This is a genomic window from Hyphomicrobiaceae bacterium, assembly GCA_041397645.1.
In the GTDB taxonomy this organism is placed as follows: domain Bacteria; phylum Pseudomonadota; class Alphaproteobacteria; order Rhizobiales; family Hyphomicrobiaceae; genus Hyphomicrobium_B.
In genome coordinates this window covers 294045-311526 of the sequence record JAWKWE010000006.1, presented here as the reverse complement: position 1 = coordinate 311526, position 17482 = coordinate 294045, and the positions used below count along the sequence as shown (strand labels likewise).

Genomic DNA, 17482 nt, shown 5'->3' with positions numbered 1-17482 from the left:
ATGGCAAGCTTCAGGTACGAGGCCTACGATGCCGCCGGTGCGCGTCGCGGCGGATATGTAGATTTCGCCAATCGTGAAGCAGCGTTGGCCTTTTTGGCGGGACAGGGTCTGCATGTCTTTTCTCTCGAAGCCGGGCACACGACAACCAAGGAACCCTGGTGGCGGCGAGAGATTCTAACGTCCTCGGGAATGAGAGCGTCCGAGCGTTTGGTTTTTACTCGAGAACTGGCGGCAATGCTCAAAGCGCAGCTCCCCATAGATGAGGCCTTGGGGGTCGTTCAGCTGCAGCCGGGCCTGCCGAGAGGCGTTAGAGAAATGACGTCTCGGCTACTGGAGAATGTTAGGCAAGGACGATCGTTGTCACAAGCGCTCGCTGAAGAAGAGACAGCCTTCCCCGAGTTCTATTGGCGATTGGTTCGCTCGGGTGAAACGAGTGGGTCGGTGGCCGATGCGGTTGCAGCCCTCGCGTCCTATTTGGAGCGCGGAGCGCAGATCCGTTCGCGGGTCACCTCTGCGCTCGTCTATCCGATGTTGCTGGTGCTGGTGGCCGTTATTGCCATTGTTGTTTTGATGTTCGTACTCTTGCCCGCCATCATGCCGCTGTTTCAGGATGCGGGCGTCGTTGCTCCAATGGCTCTTAGGGTCACACAAGCCACGCGGAATTTTGTGGTCGACCATTGGTTGGTTGCGTGTGTTGGGCTGCTGTCGCTGATTTTTCTCTCCCTCTGGCTGGGACGAACGACAAGTGTTCGTAGAACCCTCGACCGCGTGATGTTGCGCATTCCCCTTCTAGGGCGCGCGATCAAGACAAGCGAAACAGGACGATTTTCCAGAGTCCTGGCCACCCAAATCAAGAATGGCGTACCGCTTATCGACGCCTTGAAAGCCACCGAAGGCGTGATGGCAAATCTGATATACAAGGACGCTGTCGACGGCATAACACGCAGTGTATCCGAGGGATCCGCCCTATCGCATGAGCTGAAGACGACTCTTCTCTTCACGGATTTGGCCGCGCGCTTGGTGGCCGTCGGAGAGCGAACAGGTCAGCTTGAGGCCATGCTGGAGCGCTCAGCTGCGGTTCATGAAGCGACCCTAGAACGGGAAGTCGATCGCATGACCGCTCTTCTTGGCCCGCTGCTGACTTTGGGAGTGGGAGGGTTTGTCGGCGCACTCATGCTGTCGGTCATGCAAGCAATTTTGAGCATCAATGATCTCGCACTACGCTAGCCGAGCAGTGTTGGCATTTCCGACTGTCACCAGCTCACAAGATCCTGAGCCTCGCCATCTCCATTGGGCATGTTGTCTTCGCCATAAGAGAAGATCTCGTAAGCAGCATTTTTTCCCGGAGAGCGATAGTGGTAGGGATGTCCCCACGGATCCGTCAAGCCGCTTGCGCTCTTGAGATAAGGTCCCTTCCAATTGGCAACGCCTTGGGGCGCGGTGACGAGTGCGTTCAGACCCAGCTCGGTCGCAGGTGGCTTTCCCATGTCGAGGGCATAGAGTTCGACTGCCGAGGCTATTGCTGAAATCTGCGTTCGCGCCGTGTCCGTCCTGGCCTTTCCCATGTAGCGCAAAACCGCGGGGCCAACGAATGTCGCCAGTAGCGCGAGAATACCTAGAACGACGAGAAGTTCGAGCAGGGTAAAGCCTGCGTCAGATCTTCCGATCGAAGCAGAGAGGCGATGTTTTCTGAATATCGACATCGGATAACTTTCTGACTGCAGATCATACGATCTTATAGAGGCGGTTGGTCTCGGCCAAGTGGGCGGTGATATCACCCCTTCAGATACCCCTCTACAGTGACAGTATCCACACGCACCAGAAACCGAATGCCAAGAAGGGGCCGAACGCTATCGGTTCGTTCACGCTTGAACCGCCATCGCGCAAGATCCGGATTACGATGAGGAGCAGTGCACTGGTAGAGGCAATGAGAAGAACGGTCGGCAGGTTGAGGAGGCCAAGCCAACTTCCGCTCGCGGCAAACAGCTTCGCGTCGCCGAGCCCCAATCCAGGTCTTCTTCGAAGTCTTTGATAGAGACTGGCAACGCCTGCGAGCATCGCATAGGCAACGGCGGCTGCCGCCACGCGTTCAAGCAATGCGGGCGTCGGCACAAGGGCAGAAAGAGACAGCCCGAGCACAATCAAGGGCAACGTGATTGCATCGGGCAGGCGAAAGGTCTGAAGATCGATTGCTGTCAGGATGGCTAACAGCACGGCCAACACAGTACTTATCAAAAGCATATGCGGCTGAACGTTTGCCCCGTCCCAAACCCACTTTGTGAACGCCAATAAAGCGTAGAAGATCAAGGTTGCGCAGAAGATCTTTGCTGGACTCATCTCTGGCGCAATCGTTCGCACGAATGGGGCTGCCATGCTGTCATCTTGCTCAGGTGCTAGCGATGTCTCTTGCGTCTGTAAGGGCGGCGGTTATCTGGAGCAGCCATCTCATCGAGAAGATATCCGTCAATGAACGCGCCCTGTGGAAGCGCAAGCCGTTCACGATTTTGGCAATAGCGTCTGCCGTTGATCTCCCAATAGCAAAATCTGGAGCAATACTGACGTCCGCGCTGCCAATAGCATCCGATCGCTTCACCGGAGGGAACGGGTCTCAGGATTGCGCGCCGCTGAGGGATAGGGTCTGTCGCCAAAGCCGTGCATGTCGAGAGCAAAAGCAGGGTCAGCGCCGAACAGGCTTTGACGCTTCCTAAACTGCTACACAGACGGGATATCGACATTTGACGCGACCAATCTTAAATCGAAGCATGGGTGGATCACTTCTGTTGGAAAAATGCTACTGCGCATCAGGGCCGGTTCAAAGGCTGAAATCCGTTTGAAAACGAAGTTGACGAACGACTGTATCACTGCGGCCCGCATGGGGCGCCTCCGATGCGAGTGTTGAGGTTTTGACATTGGCGAAGAGGCGAGAGCGAGCGGCGGGAATGGGCTCGTTCCCAGGGCGTTCTTGGGGATGGACGGTCGCGCTGTTGCTCGGGGTGGCGGGACTCATCGCTCTGAATCGGTGGATCTACTTTTACGAGGTTGATGCCACGCCGGTTATGATAGCGGCGCCTAAACCCATTCTTGCGATGGATGAGGAACTCCAACCCGAATTGCCGTCTGGGAAAGTTGAACTCGGTCAACTCGGTGAGACCTTGAAGCGGCCTTTGTTTCGTCCGGGCAGACGACCTTACGTGCCGAAAGTAGCTGTTGCTCCACCGGAGTCACCAAAGCCTTCTGCACCTCCTCCGGCCCTGCCGCCGGGATTACAGCTTATCGGAATTATAGGCACATCCGATGGTCATCGGGCCGTGATCAGAATGGAAGGTGCGACAGGAACGCAGAGTTATGCCGAAGGCGCGATGCTTGGTGCATGGATGATCGCATCGATCCGCGATAACGAGGTGGTATTGTCAGCTAACGGTGAGTCGAAGAAACTACGTCTCTTCTCTGACGCACAGTCTCCGCAAAGACCGGCCGCGGTGCCGGGTTCGGCTGATTTGGACCCAGTTCCGAAGCCGTAGGCGCCGCCGAACGGGCTGTAGAGAGCCGACCAGACATCGGCGCCCGTGGCATCCGTCATCTTCACAGGCCGGTTGAGTTGATCGACATGGACCATGAGCAGCGCCGGCGTGGTGGCGACGTTGGATACCACCGCGACCGGACGGTCCACGGTCGTGCGTGCCCCGCGCGTGGGGGCGATCTCGGCCTCCGGCATCCAGATGTACTCGCGCACCGTGGCGCCTGTCGCATCCAACTCGGCGATGATGTTGCCCCACTGGTCATGGACGAAGTATATGCGCGGATGCGGGTGGGAATCCGAAGCGCAAACAAGATGTGCCGTTGGCGGAACCTGAGTTCGTGATCACCCGGGTGGTGAGCTGCTCGCGGCCATTGTAGGTGTAGGTGCCGATGAGGTTGCCCGACTGCGACACCGTCTTGAGACGGTTGGCGTTGTTGTAGGTGTAGGCATAGCTCACGCCAGAGCGCACGTCGGTGAGGGTGTTGCCGGCCCCATCATAGGTGAAGGCGCGCGGATCGGGCGTGACGCCAATGCTAAGGAACCTCGTCGCCTTTTAAGGCTCTGCCATACAAGCGAATTAGAAGGAGGCCGATTACAACCCAACCAACTGCCAAGATCGGCCATTCAAGACCTCCCTCAAAAAAGCCGGCGATGTACAAGAAGACAGCCAATAGAATTGTACCTGCGCCACCAAGTACAATTGGTATATTTGTTCGGATCTTAATCCCGCACCTTGCACATGGGGCATCAGAGAACACGAACTTAAACTTCGTGTTTTTTTCTCCGCAGTGGGGGCAAACTATTTTCCAGTCGTTTTGCATTGCGCGGTTGGTGTCTCACACTGATTCAAGTAGCAGTATCTGTATGAATTTTCGATGCACTGACCCACTAGCTTCCAAGTAAATGGGAACCACTGGAGCCGCAGTTTGTATACGCCCCAGCACTCACGCTCGGCAACTTCTTTGCAAGCTTGGGCGCATCGCTGTTTTGGAGTTAGCGAAGGGTACGTCGGTGGCGGAACGGGAGGGTCATCGGGAGGGATTGCTTGCCCAAGGCTGTCCGTTAAGATAAGCGGCGCACTCCGCGCATAAGCAAACACACTTGGCCCATCAACGAAGCCGAGCGGATCTGGCTGTGTATATCGTCCGATTGTCGGATCGTAATGCCGATGCCAGTTGTAGTGCAAGCCGGCTTCCATCTGGAACCACTGGCCGGGGAAGCGGGCATTGAGGGTTTCGGAACCCGACAGCGTATAGGCGCCGCCGAACGGGCTGTAGAGAGCCGACCAGACCACGGCGCCCGTGGCATCCGTCATCTTCACCGGCCGGTTGAGCTGATCGACGTGAACCATGAGCAGCGCCGGCGTGGTGGCGACGTTGGATACCACCGCGACGGGCCTATCGACGGTCGTGCGTGACCCGCGCGTGGGGGCGATCTCGGCCTCCGGCATCCAGATGTACTCGCGCACCGTGGCGCCTGTCGCATCCAGCTCGGCAATGATGTTGCCCCACTGGTCATGGACGAAGTACGTCGTGCCGTTGGCGGAACCTGAGTTCGTGATCACCCGGGTGGTGAGCTGCTCGCGACCATTGTAGGTGTAGGTGCCGATGAGGTTGCCCGACTGCGACACCGTCTTGAGACGGTTGGCGTTGTTGTAGGTGTAGGCATAGCTCACGCCAGAGCGCACGTCGGTGAGGGTGTTGCCGGCCCCATCATAGGTGAAGGCGCGCGGATCGGGCGTGACGCCTGAGCGTGTCACACCCTGCAGCAGATTGCTGGTGGAAGGGTAACTGTAGGTATCGGTGACCCCGCCGATCGTCTCGCTGGTGCGGTTGCCAACGCCGTCATAGGTCCACGATTGCGAGCCGTAGATCCCGCTGGCACTGTTCAGGCGGTTGGCCGCCGAGTAGCCGAACGACTGGTTGTTGGCGGAGGTGACCGTATCGCCGATCGAGGTGATGTTGAGGTTGTCGGTCCGCCCGAAGGTAAGCCCCATCACGGTCGTGGCGCCGTTCGTCACCGTGCACTGCGATTGCTCGTAGTCCTGGGTGTGCGCGTCGGTCTCTGCCAGGCTGTTGCCGTAGGTCAGAGATTTGATGAGGTTCGAGATCGGCTGATAGGTGACGTTGTCGATGACGGTCACGCTCGAAGCGCCAGAGTTCTGCTTGGTCGAGACCTTGTTGATACGCCCGACGCTGTCGCGATCGTAAAGGACGATGCGGCCGGAAGGATACGTGACCTTCGAGACCCGGTCGGCCAGAGTGAACTCGTAGGTGACGGATTTGGCGCCTCCGCCGATGGTTTGATCTTCCTGGATGATGTTGCCACGCACATCGTACTTGAAGTCGATGGAGCCGGGCTCATCGTCGAGCGTGGTCAGCCGGCCGACGCCCTTGTTGCCGCTTGTCGTGCTGTCATAGGTGTAGCCGAGGTCCTCGGCCGAGGCCGCAGGATACGTCTTGGTCAGGATGCGGCCTGCATTGTCGTAGGTCATGTTGGTGACGATTGAGCGCCCGTCGGTCTTCTGGGTGACCAGGCCGCGCAGGTCGCGCACGTAGTCGGTGTTGCCGCTGTCGGGAGAGGATTGCCGTTTGGTCTCGCCGAAGCCGTTGCGGATGTAGGTCGTCTGCAGGCTGCGCGGATCGGCATAGGTCGTGAGGTTGTCAAGGCCATCCAACGTGTAGTTGACCTGTGCGCTTTCCTGATCGGTCTCGCGGATCAGACGGTTGAGGCTGTCATAGGCGTAGGAGTAGACGCCGCTGCGCGGATCGGTGACCGTCTTGAGGTTGTCGTTCTTCTCGTAGGCATAGCTCGTGGTCTGGCTATTGGCGCCGATGTTCTGAAGCAGGCGACCCAGCTCGTCGAAGGTCTGGGTCTGCTGGAAGACGATGGTGCTGGAGCTGTCCTTGATGTTGGAGGCGGTGATGTTGCCCATCAGGTCGCGGGTGTAGTTGATGGTCTCGCCGCTGTTGGACGTGACCGTCGTCAGCCGGCGGGCATTGTCGTAGGTATAGGTAAAGTAGGTGCCGTCAGGACGTGTCACCTTGGTGATCTGTGCGATCGCATTGTACTCGAAGCTGGTCACCGCCTGGTTGGTGCCCGGGTCGACCGTGATCGTCAGCAGACGGCCCTGGAAGTCATAGGTCAGGTTGCTCACGACGCTGTTGGCGTCGGTGATCTGGGTCGGCTGTCCCCGCGCGTTGACGGTGTTGACCGTCGTCACATGACCGACCTCGTTGGTGATCGTGGCTACGTATCCGTTGGAATCGTAGGTATAGCTGACGGTGTCACCGGTGCCCGACAAGGGCCCATCGACGGAGGCCAGCAAGCCGGCCGCGCCCGTGTAGGTATAGGCCCACGTCCGCGTCTGCCCGTTCGACGAATAGGGCACCGAGCCCGTGGTCGTATCGAGCTGAGACATCGACGTCAGGCGGCCTGTGCTGCTGTCCCAGGTGTAGTCGGTCGTCAGCCCTGGCTCCACCATCTGGGTCGGAACGCGGAACGTCGTGTGGTTCGTATAGGTCGTCGTCACAGCATCCGCCGTGCCGTACCCCCGCGTCACAGACGTCGGCAACCCGCGCGAATCCCGAACGTACCGCGTCACACGACCTTCTTCGTCCGTGGTTTGCTGCAATCGACCACTGGAATCATAAGTATGGCTCAAGGTGCTTGCGGGAGTGTTCGTGCTGGCCTGGTTATTGACACTTGTCTCGCGGCGAGTGCCGGCAACTGTCGTGTAGCCAATAACAGATGATTTCCCGAGGGCATTGGTGACGGTTCGCTCGCCGGTGGTGTCATTGTAGGAGAAAGTGGTCTGGTCGTTCGAGCCGTAATGTTCAGATACCGTAACTCGACCATCGCTATCATACGTGAACGTTGCGTAGCGGACGTTTCGGGCATCGGTTATGCCGGTTAAGAGGTTTGGCTTGCCCGTGACTTCATAATGATACGTCGTCGTTTCCGAGGAACTGCCTGTCGAGGGCTGAGAAACGGTGGCGGTCGAAAGACGAGCGGAGGTGTAGTTGGTCTGGGTTCCGCCCGGGTTCATTTCGCGCACGTAGGTGTAATCGATCTGAACGCCACCTGGCGCGGTGATCTGCGCGATTGCGCGGGCCGTATTCTGAAACGGCGAGGGGGCGGCGGTCTCGTAGGTGAACGTCAGAGTCCGGCTGAGGTTGTCCGTAACCGTTTGCAAAAGGCCCGACGTATAAGCCAGAGTCTGGGTGTATCCGGTGCGCTCGCGGATCTGTACCAGCACCCAAGCCGACGCTACCTGTTCGAACCGGAAGACCTTGTCGTCCTCATCCTTGATTTCATAGGCTTCGGGCGTGCCGGTGATGTGAGTGCCGGTAATATCCCAGCTTGGAGAGTTGGTGACAGGATTGGTGCTCGGCACGAAGAGGCCGCTGCCGTTCTTCTCCAGCGTGTAAGCATTTCCGTCAGGGAGAACCACAAACAACGTCTGATTTGTCGTGATAACCGAGAGGAATGCATCCCACGGTAAACGCCAGTACTTTCCCAGAAGACCGAACCGCTCGCCGCCGCCGCTGTTCGACCTATACCGACGGTCGACACGTAACTGTTTTGAGCCACCGCTTGCGTAGTCGTTGGCAGTTTCAAATTTCTCGCCATTCAGGGGAACGACGGGGTTGCCAATTTTTGACTGACCATTCTCACAACACTCCTTGGGCTGGTCGCATGGGCAAGTGTTGCTTCGGACGCACTTTTCGTAACAGGCAACATAACCGCTGGCGCAAGATAAAGTCGATGTGCCACTACCGTTGACGCTGTTTTGAATGCCGATGTCACATTTGTAGCTTGCCCGCTTGCACATGTCGGGATGCGTTCCGCTCAACGGCGGGGCAGGGTACACTTTTTCAACCCAATCATTGGCTGCTGACGCATCGACGATGGCCTGACACCCCTGGTTCGGGGAAGCCAATCCCGTTTGCGAGCCACCATTCCACCCATTGACGGTTTGCGCATACGAGGGCTGCGCGACAAACAACGTCAGCAAAACGGCCCAGCTGAATAAGCGACCCAACCTAAGCATGAAATTCTCCAACGCGGATGACAAAACGCGGCGACGCATTCCTGCCGAACCGAAGTTCTGCCGGCGCGAATGCGCATCAGTGAAAGATAATGATCGAGGAATTTATTTCTGCCGCTAACGCTCCCTGAAGCTAGCGACATGCAATTACTCTGATGTCGGCATATAAATCATAGAGCGCGTTCGTTGTCGATTATGTATGCGCGCAACACTGCCACTCAATCGAGTCGCAACACAGATCGCAAACAGAGCGCAGCACGCGCACAACCAAGTAGTCGGTCAACTGTGTTGACCGGACGTTCGGTGTGCAAGCCTGCCGCGCGAACGCAGCTGCAGTTCAATCGCTGAGACGAAGATGTACGATCATTGTGTGCCAGGATCGGCGAGACTGAGGCTCGAAGGACAGCGCGATTTCGATTGCCTGAGGGAGATGGTCGGGTTTTCGCCAAGATGAGAACCATGTGGCGCTTTGCATTCTGTCGGGCTGCCCGAAATATCGAATTCGCATGCCAGCCACGCCTTCCAAGAGTGTAGTTTGCGTTTGTAGAACGGGCGCGGAAGCATTGTTTGGGCGGCGTAGACGCTGGGTGAGTACTAGACGACGTTGCCCGTTCCGGTTCGATGGCGAACTCAAGAACAGACGGCATTCATACAGTCCAGAAATCTGACTTTGAGCGGTATATGAAGACACAAACCTTACAGCGCCCGCGTCGCCGACAAATACGTCGTTGGCGTCCGGGGCATTTGATGTTTTGGCGGGGTGTATCTGAGATAGGAGCCCGTGAAGACGGCTTTGCGTCAGTGCCACTTCGAGTTCGCTTTCGGGCGAACCAGCCCGCTCCAAGGCTAACCGCCCAGTGCGCAGTCCCGTAAACAGCATGGTCGCCAATATGGCGAGGAGCGACAGTGCTACGAGCATCTCCAGAATAGAGAAGCCCGCATCTTGCGGCCATCGATGTTGGCGGCAGGTGATCTTCATCGATAGCGAAGGGTTCTGAGTTCGAGCTGTGTCTTTCCAGCAAATCTTACCTCGAATATGACCCAAACAGAACCGAACGATGGTGCGCCTTGATTTGGATCTAGAACAATCGGCACAAGTCGGAGGCGCCAATCAGAGCCATTGGCGTATATCCCCGAGGTTTTCATATTCGAGAGACCTGACGTCTGTGCCAGCTCGAGGAGTGAGCTGCCGTGCGCTACAAACAGCTCTCGCTCACGGGATAAGCGAAGACCATCAAAGGAAATCGAGACTGCTCTAAAGAGTGTGGCAAGGGCGAGCGATAAAATTACAAAGCCAACCAGGACCTCTACCAAAGAGAATCCACTTTCTCCATCATGTTGGGTCATGACTTGCACCCATCGAACAGCACGGAGCCTGTAAGCGATATCACTCTGATCGTACAGCTAAGCCCCTTGGTTCGAAGCTGAGCGGTGACGCCAGTGGCGCTCCCGTCCGGAAAAAACAGGATTTGGAACTTATGAGCACTCTGCAACATGCCCGCGTCTGTAATGACCTTCAATGCCACGCCGTCGGGCAGCTCCAGGGTGGGTATTCTTTGTTGGAAGTCGAAGGTCCGCTTTGCCAGATCAAGCGTCATGCGGGCGGACTGGCCGGTTCTTTGTGTCGTTGAACGCAGAAACCGAAGTTGGGCTGTTATTAATGTCGCCTTTGTGCGAAGCGCCGCCGTATCGTTGTCCGGGCTGCGCAACAGCGGAACCGCAATTACGAGGGCCAGTGAAAGGATGGCCATCGCAACCAACATCTCGAGGAGGGAAATTCCCGTGTCATGTCGCGTCATTATAGAAGTCGGCTCTCGTGCCCCGATGATCCCCCACCCATAACGGCGAAGGAGGGTGGTTATGTGCTCGCTGTCGTAATCGTTGCCTTGGCGTTGATCTCTAGCATTGTTACGGCACTCATGATTTCATCGCGTGCGCGGGTCCAGGAAACAACAAACTTGATCGCACGTGAAGAGGTTCGCGTTCTTGCCGACGGGTTTGCCGATTTTTTGGCTCATGACTTGGTGGAGCCGAGCCATCCGGCCGCGAGGAGAATAGGGCTCGCTCTGGATGGTCGGGAGGCGCGATGCCGGGTGGGCACAGATGTCGTAGATATCCGTATGGTGAGTACAGCTGGTCTCATTGATCTCAATTTTGCGCCCGTGAGCCTGCTGGCTCTTGCTTTCCAATCACTCAACATCTCCCCCGCCCAAGCAAGTTCCCTCGCTGCGGCAATCGTAGATTTCCGGGACAGCGATGATGAGAAAACAGAGGGAGGGGCAGAACGAGACCAGTACCTCGGTGCCGGCTTAAAGTTTGGCCCAAAGAACGCGCCGTTTGAGTCTATTGCCGAGCTTGAGCAGGTCTACGGTGTTTCACGCGAGATGTTTCTTGCTGTTCGGCCCTATGTCACTGTCAACTCCCGCTCTTCTTTCATTGACTTGGATCTCGCGCCTGTCGAGTTGACGATGGCGCTACGCTCCACTGGTGAGGATCGGCTGCTGTCATCGGTCAGCGCGCACTCGGCCGCTGCGGCAAAGATCATCCGGCTGATGATAGGGATTGAGCGCGACCACCTCCGCTTTGTTCGCGACGCGACAGTCGAGATTGATAAGACAGCACGCGGGCTCAAGTTTCTTGACTGGTCTTCGGTGATTGAAACATCGCGCCAGAATGAACGGTCAGTTGGTGCTCTGGGTCGCTGCTTCTAGCTCCGATCGAAACGCAGCGGCCTGGCGTGAAGCGCTGCATGAGCGACTACGCTCGCAACTTCAAAATAGAGTCTGTCACTCCGCTGTCTCCTCCGCGCTGTAAGTTTTCGGAGTGATGAAAGGGATGTGCGGACTGACCGAACACTCGGTCAACAGATGCGTTCGCAAGCACCAACAAAAACATCCGGCATCTGGGAATAAAATGGTTCTCGACAAGGTCGATTTCTTCTGCTGACATCAGATCATCATACATCTGATGTTCTCTTTTTGAGACGTAGCGCATTACATGTTCGGGGGGCGGTCATGTTGGTCATCGCAAGGTTTGTTGCGGTCTTTTTTGTTCTGCTCAGTGCAATCTCGTCGGTCGAAGCGCAGGAGAACCGACAGATCTACAAATTGTCCGGCACCGAGTACGAGTCGCCCTCCGATGATTGTCATGAATTCTGTCAGATTGATCGTTCGTACCCTGCTTACAAATCCGGCCCCACGCGTCCCAATCCAAGCAATAGTTGTTTGAAGCAAACGCGTTGTGCGTGCCTGAATGCCTCTGGATATGAGACAATAGGTGCGGCATGGGTCGGAGCGTACTGTCCGTCCGGCTATCTAACGCGGTACTCGGCGGGACGCGTCCGTTGTGTGCTGTCGTCAGTGACAAACGTGACTTCGGACAGCAGCGTCTGCAAAGACTACGACGACCCATGCAAAGTGGGTAATCCCGTTAGTCCGATGACGGGAAGCAAGTCCGATGCGGCGGTTGATTTTGCGACTGGAGGCACGTACGCACTGGAGCTAAAGCGGTACTTCAGCAATACGCCGTTGGCTCAGAGCACGGCCGTAAAGGCCATAGATCTGAACTGGCACTTTTCCTTTGAGGTGGGCTTTCTAAAGGGCACTTCAAACAAAATATCTCTGGTTCTGCCATCCGGGCAGTACCATGAACTAACGCGCGTGGGCACGAGCACGACGTTTCAAACGTCGAACGAACAAATGAACGTGACTGCAACGGAAACCACAGGTAGTCCGGCCGTTTACGACGTGACACTGGAGGACGATAGTCAATATCATTTTGAGCAGTCTGTCATCGACACGTCGATCTATCGGCCAACGCAGATCACGTATCGGACTGGCTTTCAGATCACAATCAGTTACACGAGCGGAACGGACCGCGTCTCCAGCATCGCTGACAATCTAGGGCGCACGATCACGTTCGCGTACGACAGCAATGGTGTGCTGACCACCGCCACTGTGCCTGGCGGAAATACGGTTACATATGCCTTTGAGTATCCCGAAACCGGCATTCTAAATTCCCGCCGTCTCAAAACGGTGACAGTTAGTGACGGGACATCGTCCGAGGTGACGACCTATCATCATGAGGATAGTCGCTTTCCCCAGTTGATCACGGGCATCACTGACGCAAGAGGCGTGCGTTACGGAACGTATGTTTATGACGATGCCGGACGCGTTGTCGAAGAGTATCATCCTTCCTACAACGATCATTATACGTTCAGCTACGCAACATCGTCCACAACCGTCACCAACGCGCTCGGCAAGTCCACGACCTATAATTTTTCCAAGGTCGCCGGACGCACTCGGGTAACAAGTGTAGATGGCGCGGCCAGCACGAGCTGTCCTGCGAGTTCTTCATCAACGTCCTATGATTCCACAACCGGCGTTCTCACCGAAACCACAGACGAAGAAGGTCGTGTGACGCGGTACGTTCGGGATTCGCGCGGGCTACCGACGTCTGTGACGCGCGGGTACGGCACGGCGGATGCTGTGACGACGACCTATACGAACCACACGACGTTCCGCGTTCCGACCCAGATGGTGGAGCCAGGGCTGACGACCGACTACACCTGGGACAGCAGCACAGGCCGCCTGACGTCGATGTCTCAGCTCGATACGACCACGGGCTCGGTGCCCTATTCGTCGAACGGGCAGACGCGGACGTGGGCCTATACCTACACGGGCGCGGCCGGCTTGCTGGCCTCCGTCGATGGGCCCTTGTCGGGCACCGGTGACACCGTCAGCTATACCTACGATTCCAACGGATACGTAGCCACGATCACCAACGAGGTCGGTCATGTGACGACGGTCAACACCGTCAACGCGCGGGGACAGCCGACCCAGATCACCGACGCCAACAGCGTCGTGAGCAACCTGACCTATGACTTCCAGGGCCGTCTGCTGACGATCACGGTCGACCCGGGCACCAACCAGGCGGTGACCAGCTTCGAGTACAATGCGATCGCACAGATCACCAAGGTGACACGTCCTGACGGCACCTACTTTACCTATACCTACGACAATGCCCGCCGGCTGACGACGGTCACGTCCAACAGCGGCGAGACCATCAACTACACCCGCGACCTGATGGGCAACATCACCGCCTCCAACATCAAGGACAGCTCCAGCACCATCGTCTTCCAGCAGACCCAGACCTTCGACGAGCTGGGTCGCCTGCTTCAGAACATCGGCGCCAATAGCCAGACCACGAGCTATGCCTACGAGAAGAACGACAACCTCAAGACGGTCACCGATCCGCGCAGCGGCGTCTACTCCTACGCCTATGACAGCCTCAACCGTCTGATCCGCGAGACCGATCAGGAAAGCGCACAGGTCAACTACACGTTGGATGGCCTTGACAACCTCACGACCTATGCCGATCCGCGCAGCCTGCAGACGACCTACATCCGCAACGGCTTCGGCGAGACCAAACGGCAATCCTCTCCCGACAGCGGCAACACCGACTACGTGCGCGACCTGCGCGGCCTGGTCACCCAGAAGACCGACGGGCGCTCAATCGTCACCAACATGACCTACGACAATGCAGGCCGCATCCTGACCAAGACGTATCCTGCGGCCTCGGCCGAGGACCTCGGCTACACCTATGACAGCACGACAAGCGGCAACAAGGGCGTCGGCCGGCTGACCACGCTCGACGATGAGCCCGGCTCCATCGACTTCAAGTACGATGTGCGTGGCAACATCATCCAGGAAGATCAAACCATCGGCGGAGGCGCCAAATCCGTCACCTACGAGTTCACTCTGGCCGACCGGGTCTCGAAGGTCACGTATCCTTCCGGCCGCATCGTCCTTTACGATCGCGACAGCGTCGGGCGTATCAACAAGGTCTCGACCAAGCAGAACTCTGGCGCTTCGAGCGTGACCGTCATCGACAACGTCACCTATCAGCCGATCTCGAACCTCATCAAATCTCTGACCTACGGCAACAGCCTGGCAGAGACCGACGCGCACACCCAGGACTACGAGCAATCGCAGTGCACGGTGACGAACGGCGCCACGACCGTGATGGGGCTTACCTTCGGGCGGACCGACAACCTCAACATCACCTCGATCGGCGATACGGTCACCTCCGCCAACAACCAGTCGTTCGGCTACTCGGCGGCCAACCGCCTGAACAGTGCCAGCGGGATCTACGGCTCGCAATCGTGGACCTATGACGGCGTTGGCAACCGCACCAGCGAGACGATCGGCGGGGTCACCGATACCTACAGTTACCCTTCCACCAGCAATCTGCTGCAGGGTGTGACACGCTCAGGCGTCACGCCCGATCCGCGCGCCTTCACCTATGATGGGGCCGGCAACACCCTCACCGACGTGCGCTCTGGCGTGAGCTATGCCTACACCTACAACAACGCCAACCGTCTCAAGACGGTGTCGCAGTCGGGCAACCTCATCGGCACCTACACCTACAATGGCCGCGAGCAGCTCACCACCCGGGTGATCACGAACTCAGGTTCCGCCAACGGCACGACGTACTTCGTCCATGACCAGTGGGGCAACATCATCGCCGAGCTGGATGCGACAGGCGCCACGGTGCGCGAGTACATCTGGATGCCGGAGGCCGAGATCGCCCCCACGCGCGGGGCACGCACGACCGTGGACCGTCCGGTCGCGGTGGTATCCAACGTCGCCACCACGCCGGCGCTGCTCATGGTTCACGTCGATCAGCTCAACCGGCCTGTGAAGATGACGGATGCCACGGGCGCCGATGTCTGGTCGGCTCTCTACAGCCCGTTCGGCGGCGCCTATACGCTGTCGGGCTCAGAAACCCTCAATGCCCGCTTCCCCGGACAGTGGTTCCAGATGGAAGCCGGCTTGCACTACAACTGGCATCGGCATTACGATCCGACAATCGGACGATATACACAGCCAGATCCCCTCGGCTTCGTCGATGGGCCAAGTGTCTATGCGTATGCCGGGAATTCGCCGTATGTGTATGTGGATAAGGATGGGCGCAACGCTATTGCTGGGGCGGAATGGGGCGGAAATATTGGGCAGGTCATCGGAGCATTGACACCCTGGCCTGGCGGTGCCGCTGGTGGTCGAGTTATTGGTACTGTGATTGGCGGAGCGATTGGCGCCGGGATCGCCTATTGTATGTCATCAGGAGATGACGATGAGAAAAAGAAGCCTCCGCCACCTCCGCCCGATGACTGCAAGCGTGAATGGGAAGAGGCATATGCCCACTGCGAATGGCTATTCAGCTTGCCCAATCCTCCAAGGGGACAGACAGGTGGGTATACGAAGTTGGCAGATTGCGCGCGCGGATTCGTTAGTGAACGCTGTGGCGGAAACAAGGTGGACTACGGTTCGAGGCGGCCGAGGAAGAAGCGATTTGGTCCATTTAAGTAATGGAGGTTAGTGGATGAAAATCGACTTCGCCGACCAGATTTTTGCGCTTGTCAGGCTTGGAAAGTACGATCAAGCGTTAGAGCTTTGCAACAAGTTGCTGCCTTCGGAACCCAGACGGTGTGATTGGCTCGGCATGAGGGCGTACGTTCATCGTTCCGCCGGTGACGCTGTGCGCGCCTACATTGATTTGCGCAACGCTATAGAATGTTCAGATGACCCGCGCCCCCACCTTTCGAAGTTGGCGCGATGGTTGCTTGAGGACGGCGCCTACGTTGAATGCCGGACGGCCGCTGAAAAGCTAGTTTCACTGGACAGAACTGCTGGATCAAAATTCTTCATTGATCATGGATTGATGATCTTAGCAATGGCCTCATGGAAGTTGGGCGACATCAATCGAGCGAAGCAATTACTCGACGAAATGGAGGACGCTGAGAACATGCATTTTGGCGGTCAGTTGGTATCGAAGAGTTGGTTGCAGGCCGAGATTTCCAAACTGTAGCTCAGTCGCGCCAACCGCCTGAACAGTGCCAGCGGGATCTACGGCTCGCAATCGCGGACCTATGACAGCGTTGGCAACCGCATCAGCGAGACGATCGGCGGGGTGACGGATACCTACAGTTACCATTCCACCAGCAATCTGCTGCAGGGTGTGACACGCTCCGGCGTAACGCCCGATCCGCGCGCCTTCACCTATGACGGGGCCGGCAACACCCTCACCGACGTGCGCTCTGGCGTGAGCTATGCCTACACCTACAACAGCTTCGAGCCGCTCGCGACCCGCGTGATCGCGAACTCAGGTTCCGCCAACGGCACATCTTGTTTGCGCTTCGGATGCCCACCCGCATCCGCGCGCATGACACCGCCGCAACGCTCAAAATCCGACCCACCCAGTTGCTCCATCAACCTAATGTCGCCCCAGATCCTTACGGCTTTCTCGCCGAAGTCTTCGCTTCATCCAGTAAAGCCCCCGCTGGCACCTTCAGGGCCTTGGCGATCTTGTCCAGGATGACCACGGTGGGGTTACGCACGCCGCGCTCGATGCCGCTGATGTAGGTCCGGTGCGGGCCGCAATGGTCGGCAGCTGCCCTATTCCTCATCGGGATCGGGCTGCGTCGGATCGTTCTTCTTCTCATACCGCTCTGACCAGGATTCCAATGTCAGCCGACCCGGCACGAGCAGAATGCCAGCGCGCTTTGTCTGCGGTTGAGGATCGTACTTGGCGGCGAGCTTCTCCAAGTCCTTGAAGGCGCGGTTGCTACCCTCGAACGATTTGTTGCGAAGGGTGAGAAGGATCAGCTCAAGCGTCGTGCGTTGGACTTTGCGATTGCCTTCGACAACCTCATGCTTCTCAAGCAGCACCTTCTCGGCAATCTGACGCTTGCCCTTGGCGCCCTTGGGCCGGCCACGCGGATTGCCCGATTGGCCCTTCTTGAACTGATGCTGTACGGGAGGGGCCTTGTAGCCCTGTCGTGGCTTTGGGGGGCCTATCGCGCGTCTGTCGTCTTGGAGTGCGTCATCGTCTTGCATTTCAAGGTGTCCTAT

General features: G+C 57.5%; 13 protein-coding genes. 5 read left to right on the top strand and 8 right to left on the bottom strand.

The window, feature by feature from the left end; translation table 11 throughout:
- Positions 1-1227, top strand: coding sequence for a type II secretion system F family protein (locus tag R3D51_17355; GenBank protein ID MEZ5901251.1), 1227 nt, complete (start codon positions 1-3; stop codon positions 1225-1227).
- Positions 1228-1253: 26 nt separating this feature from the next.
- Here R3D51_17355 and gspG read toward each other — a convergent pair whose 3' ends face one another.
- From gspG to R3D51_17325, 6 genes are all read right to left on the bottom strand, one after another.
- Entirely contained in the window at positions 1254-1703 is a 450-nt protein-coding gene (gene gspG, locus R3D51_17350) for a type II secretion system major pseudopilin GspG (protein ID MEZ5901250.1), read from the bottom strand.
- A gap of 91 nt (positions 1704-1794) precedes the next feature.
- The gene (locus R3D51_17345; GenBank protein MEZ5901249.1) at positions 1795-2373 is read right to left on the bottom strand and encodes an A24 family peptidase; all 579 of its coding nucleotides are present in this window, start codon (positions 2371-2373) and stop codon (positions 1795-1797) included.
- Positions 2374-3343: 970 nt separating this feature from the next.
- Positions 3344-3733 carry a hypothetical protein gene (locus tag R3D51_17340; GenBank protein ID MEZ5901248.1) on the bottom strand — a complete coding sequence of 130 codons (390 nt, stop codon included), beginning with the start codon at positions 3731-3733 and terminating at the stop codon, positions 3344-3346.
- A gap of 46 nt (positions 3734-3779) precedes the next feature.
- Positions 3780-3977, bottom strand: a complete 198-nt coding sequence (locus R3D51_17335; protein ID MEZ5901247.1) for a hypothetical protein — start codon at positions 3975-3977, stop codon at positions 3780-3782.
- A gap of 342 nt (positions 3978-4319) precedes the next feature.
- Positions 4320-8354 carry an RHS repeat-associated core domain-containing protein gene (locus R3D51_17330; protein MEZ5901246.1) on the bottom strand — a complete coding sequence of 1345 codons (4035 nt, stop codon included), beginning with the start codon at positions 8352-8354 and terminating at the stop codon, positions 4320-4322.
- Positions 8355-9913: 1559 nt separating this feature from the next.
- Positions 9914-10369 (bottom strand): prepilin-type N-terminal cleavage/methylation domain-containing protein, encoded by a 456-nt coding sequence (locus tag R3D51_17325; protein MEZ5901245.1) that lies wholly within the window; start codon positions 10367-10369, stop codon positions 9914-9916.
- Between R3D51_17325 and R3D51_17320 the strand changes: the two genes are divergently transcribed.
- From R3D51_17320 to R3D51_17305, 4 genes are all read left to right on the top strand, one after another.
- A complete protein-coding gene (locus tag R3D51_17320; protein ID MEZ5901244.1) occupies positions 10358-11281 on the top strand; it encodes a type II secretion system protein GspK in 924 nt (307 codons plus the stop codon). The genes R3D51_17325 and R3D51_17320 overlap by 12 nt on opposite strands.
- A gap of 705 nt (positions 11282-11986) precedes the next feature.
- The gene (locus tag R3D51_17315; protein ID MEZ5901243.1) at positions 11987-15940 is read left to right on the top strand and encodes an RHS repeat-associated core domain-containing protein; all 3954 of its coding nucleotides are present in this window, start codon (positions 11987-11989) and stop codon (positions 15938-15940) included.
- 13 nt (positions 15941-15953) lie between these two features.
- Complete coding sequence (locus tag R3D51_17310; protein MEZ5901242.1) at positions 15954-16439, top strand: hypothetical protein; 486 nt, start codon at positions 15954-15956, stop codon at positions 16437-16439.
- 102 nt (positions 16440-16541) lie between these two features.
- Complete coding sequence (locus tag R3D51_17305) at positions 16542-16949, top strand: hypothetical protein (GenBank protein MEZ5901241.1); 408 nt, start codon at positions 16542-16544, stop codon at positions 16947-16949.
- Here the strand turns inward: R3D51_17305 and R3D51_17300 are convergent.
- Together R3D51_17300 and R3D51_17295 are read right to left on the bottom strand one after the other, a co-directional pair.
- Entirely contained in the window at positions 16864-17073 is a 210-nt protein-coding gene (locus R3D51_17300) for a helix-turn-helix transcriptional regulator (GenBank protein ID MEZ5901240.1), read from the bottom strand. The two genes, R3D51_17305 and R3D51_17300, sit on opposite strands and share 86 nt — an antisense overlap.
- Positions 17027-17467: a DUF5681 domain-containing protein gene (locus tag R3D51_17295; GenBank protein ID MEZ5901239.1), complete on the bottom strand. Its 441-nt coding sequence runs from the start codon at positions 17465-17467 to the stop codon at positions 17027-17029. Before R3D51_17295 ends, R3D51_17300 begins: the two co-directional genes overlap by 47 nt.
- Positions 17468-17482: the final 15 nt, after the last annotated feature.

What these genes read in the sequence shown, in the direction of transcription:
- R3D51_17310 (MEZ5901242.1), top strand. Translation starts at nt 15,954, where the DNA reads ATGAAAATCGACTTCGCCGACCAGATTTTTGCGCTTGTCAGGCTTGGA.
- R3D51_17300 (MEZ5901240.1), bottom strand. Translation starts at nt 17,073, where the DNA reads ATGAGAAGAAGAACGATCCGACGCAGCCCGATCCCGATGAGGAATAGG.
- R3D51_17345 (MEZ5901249.1), bottom strand. Translation starts at nt 2,373, where the DNA reads ATGGCAGCCCCATTCGTGCGAACGATTGCGCCAGAGATGAGTCCAGCA.
- R3D51_17320 (MEZ5901244.1), top strand. Translation starts at nt 10,358, where the DNA reads ATGTCGCGTCATTATAGAAGTCGGCTCTCGTGCCCCGATGATCCCCCA.
- gspG (MEZ5901250.1), bottom strand. Translation starts at nt 1,703, where the DNA reads ATGTCGATATTCAGAAAACATCGCCTCTCTGCTTCGATCGGAAGATCT.
- R3D51_17355 (MEZ5901251.1), top strand. Translation starts at nt 1, where the DNA reads ATGGCAAGCTTCAGGTACGAGGCCTACGATGCCGCCGGTGCGCGTCGC.
- R3D51_17295 (MEZ5901239.1), bottom strand. Translation starts at nt 17,467, where the DNA reads ATGCAAGACGATGACGCACTCCAAGACGACAGACGCGCGATAGGCCCC.
- R3D51_17330 (MEZ5901246.1), bottom strand. Translation starts at nt 8,354, where the DNA reads ATGTGCAAGCGGGCAAGCTACAAATGTGACATCGGCATTCAAAACAGC.
- R3D51_17325 (MEZ5901245.1), bottom strand. Translation starts at nt 10,369, where the DNA reads ATGACGCGACATGACACGGGAATTTCCCTCCTCGAGATGTTGGTTGCG.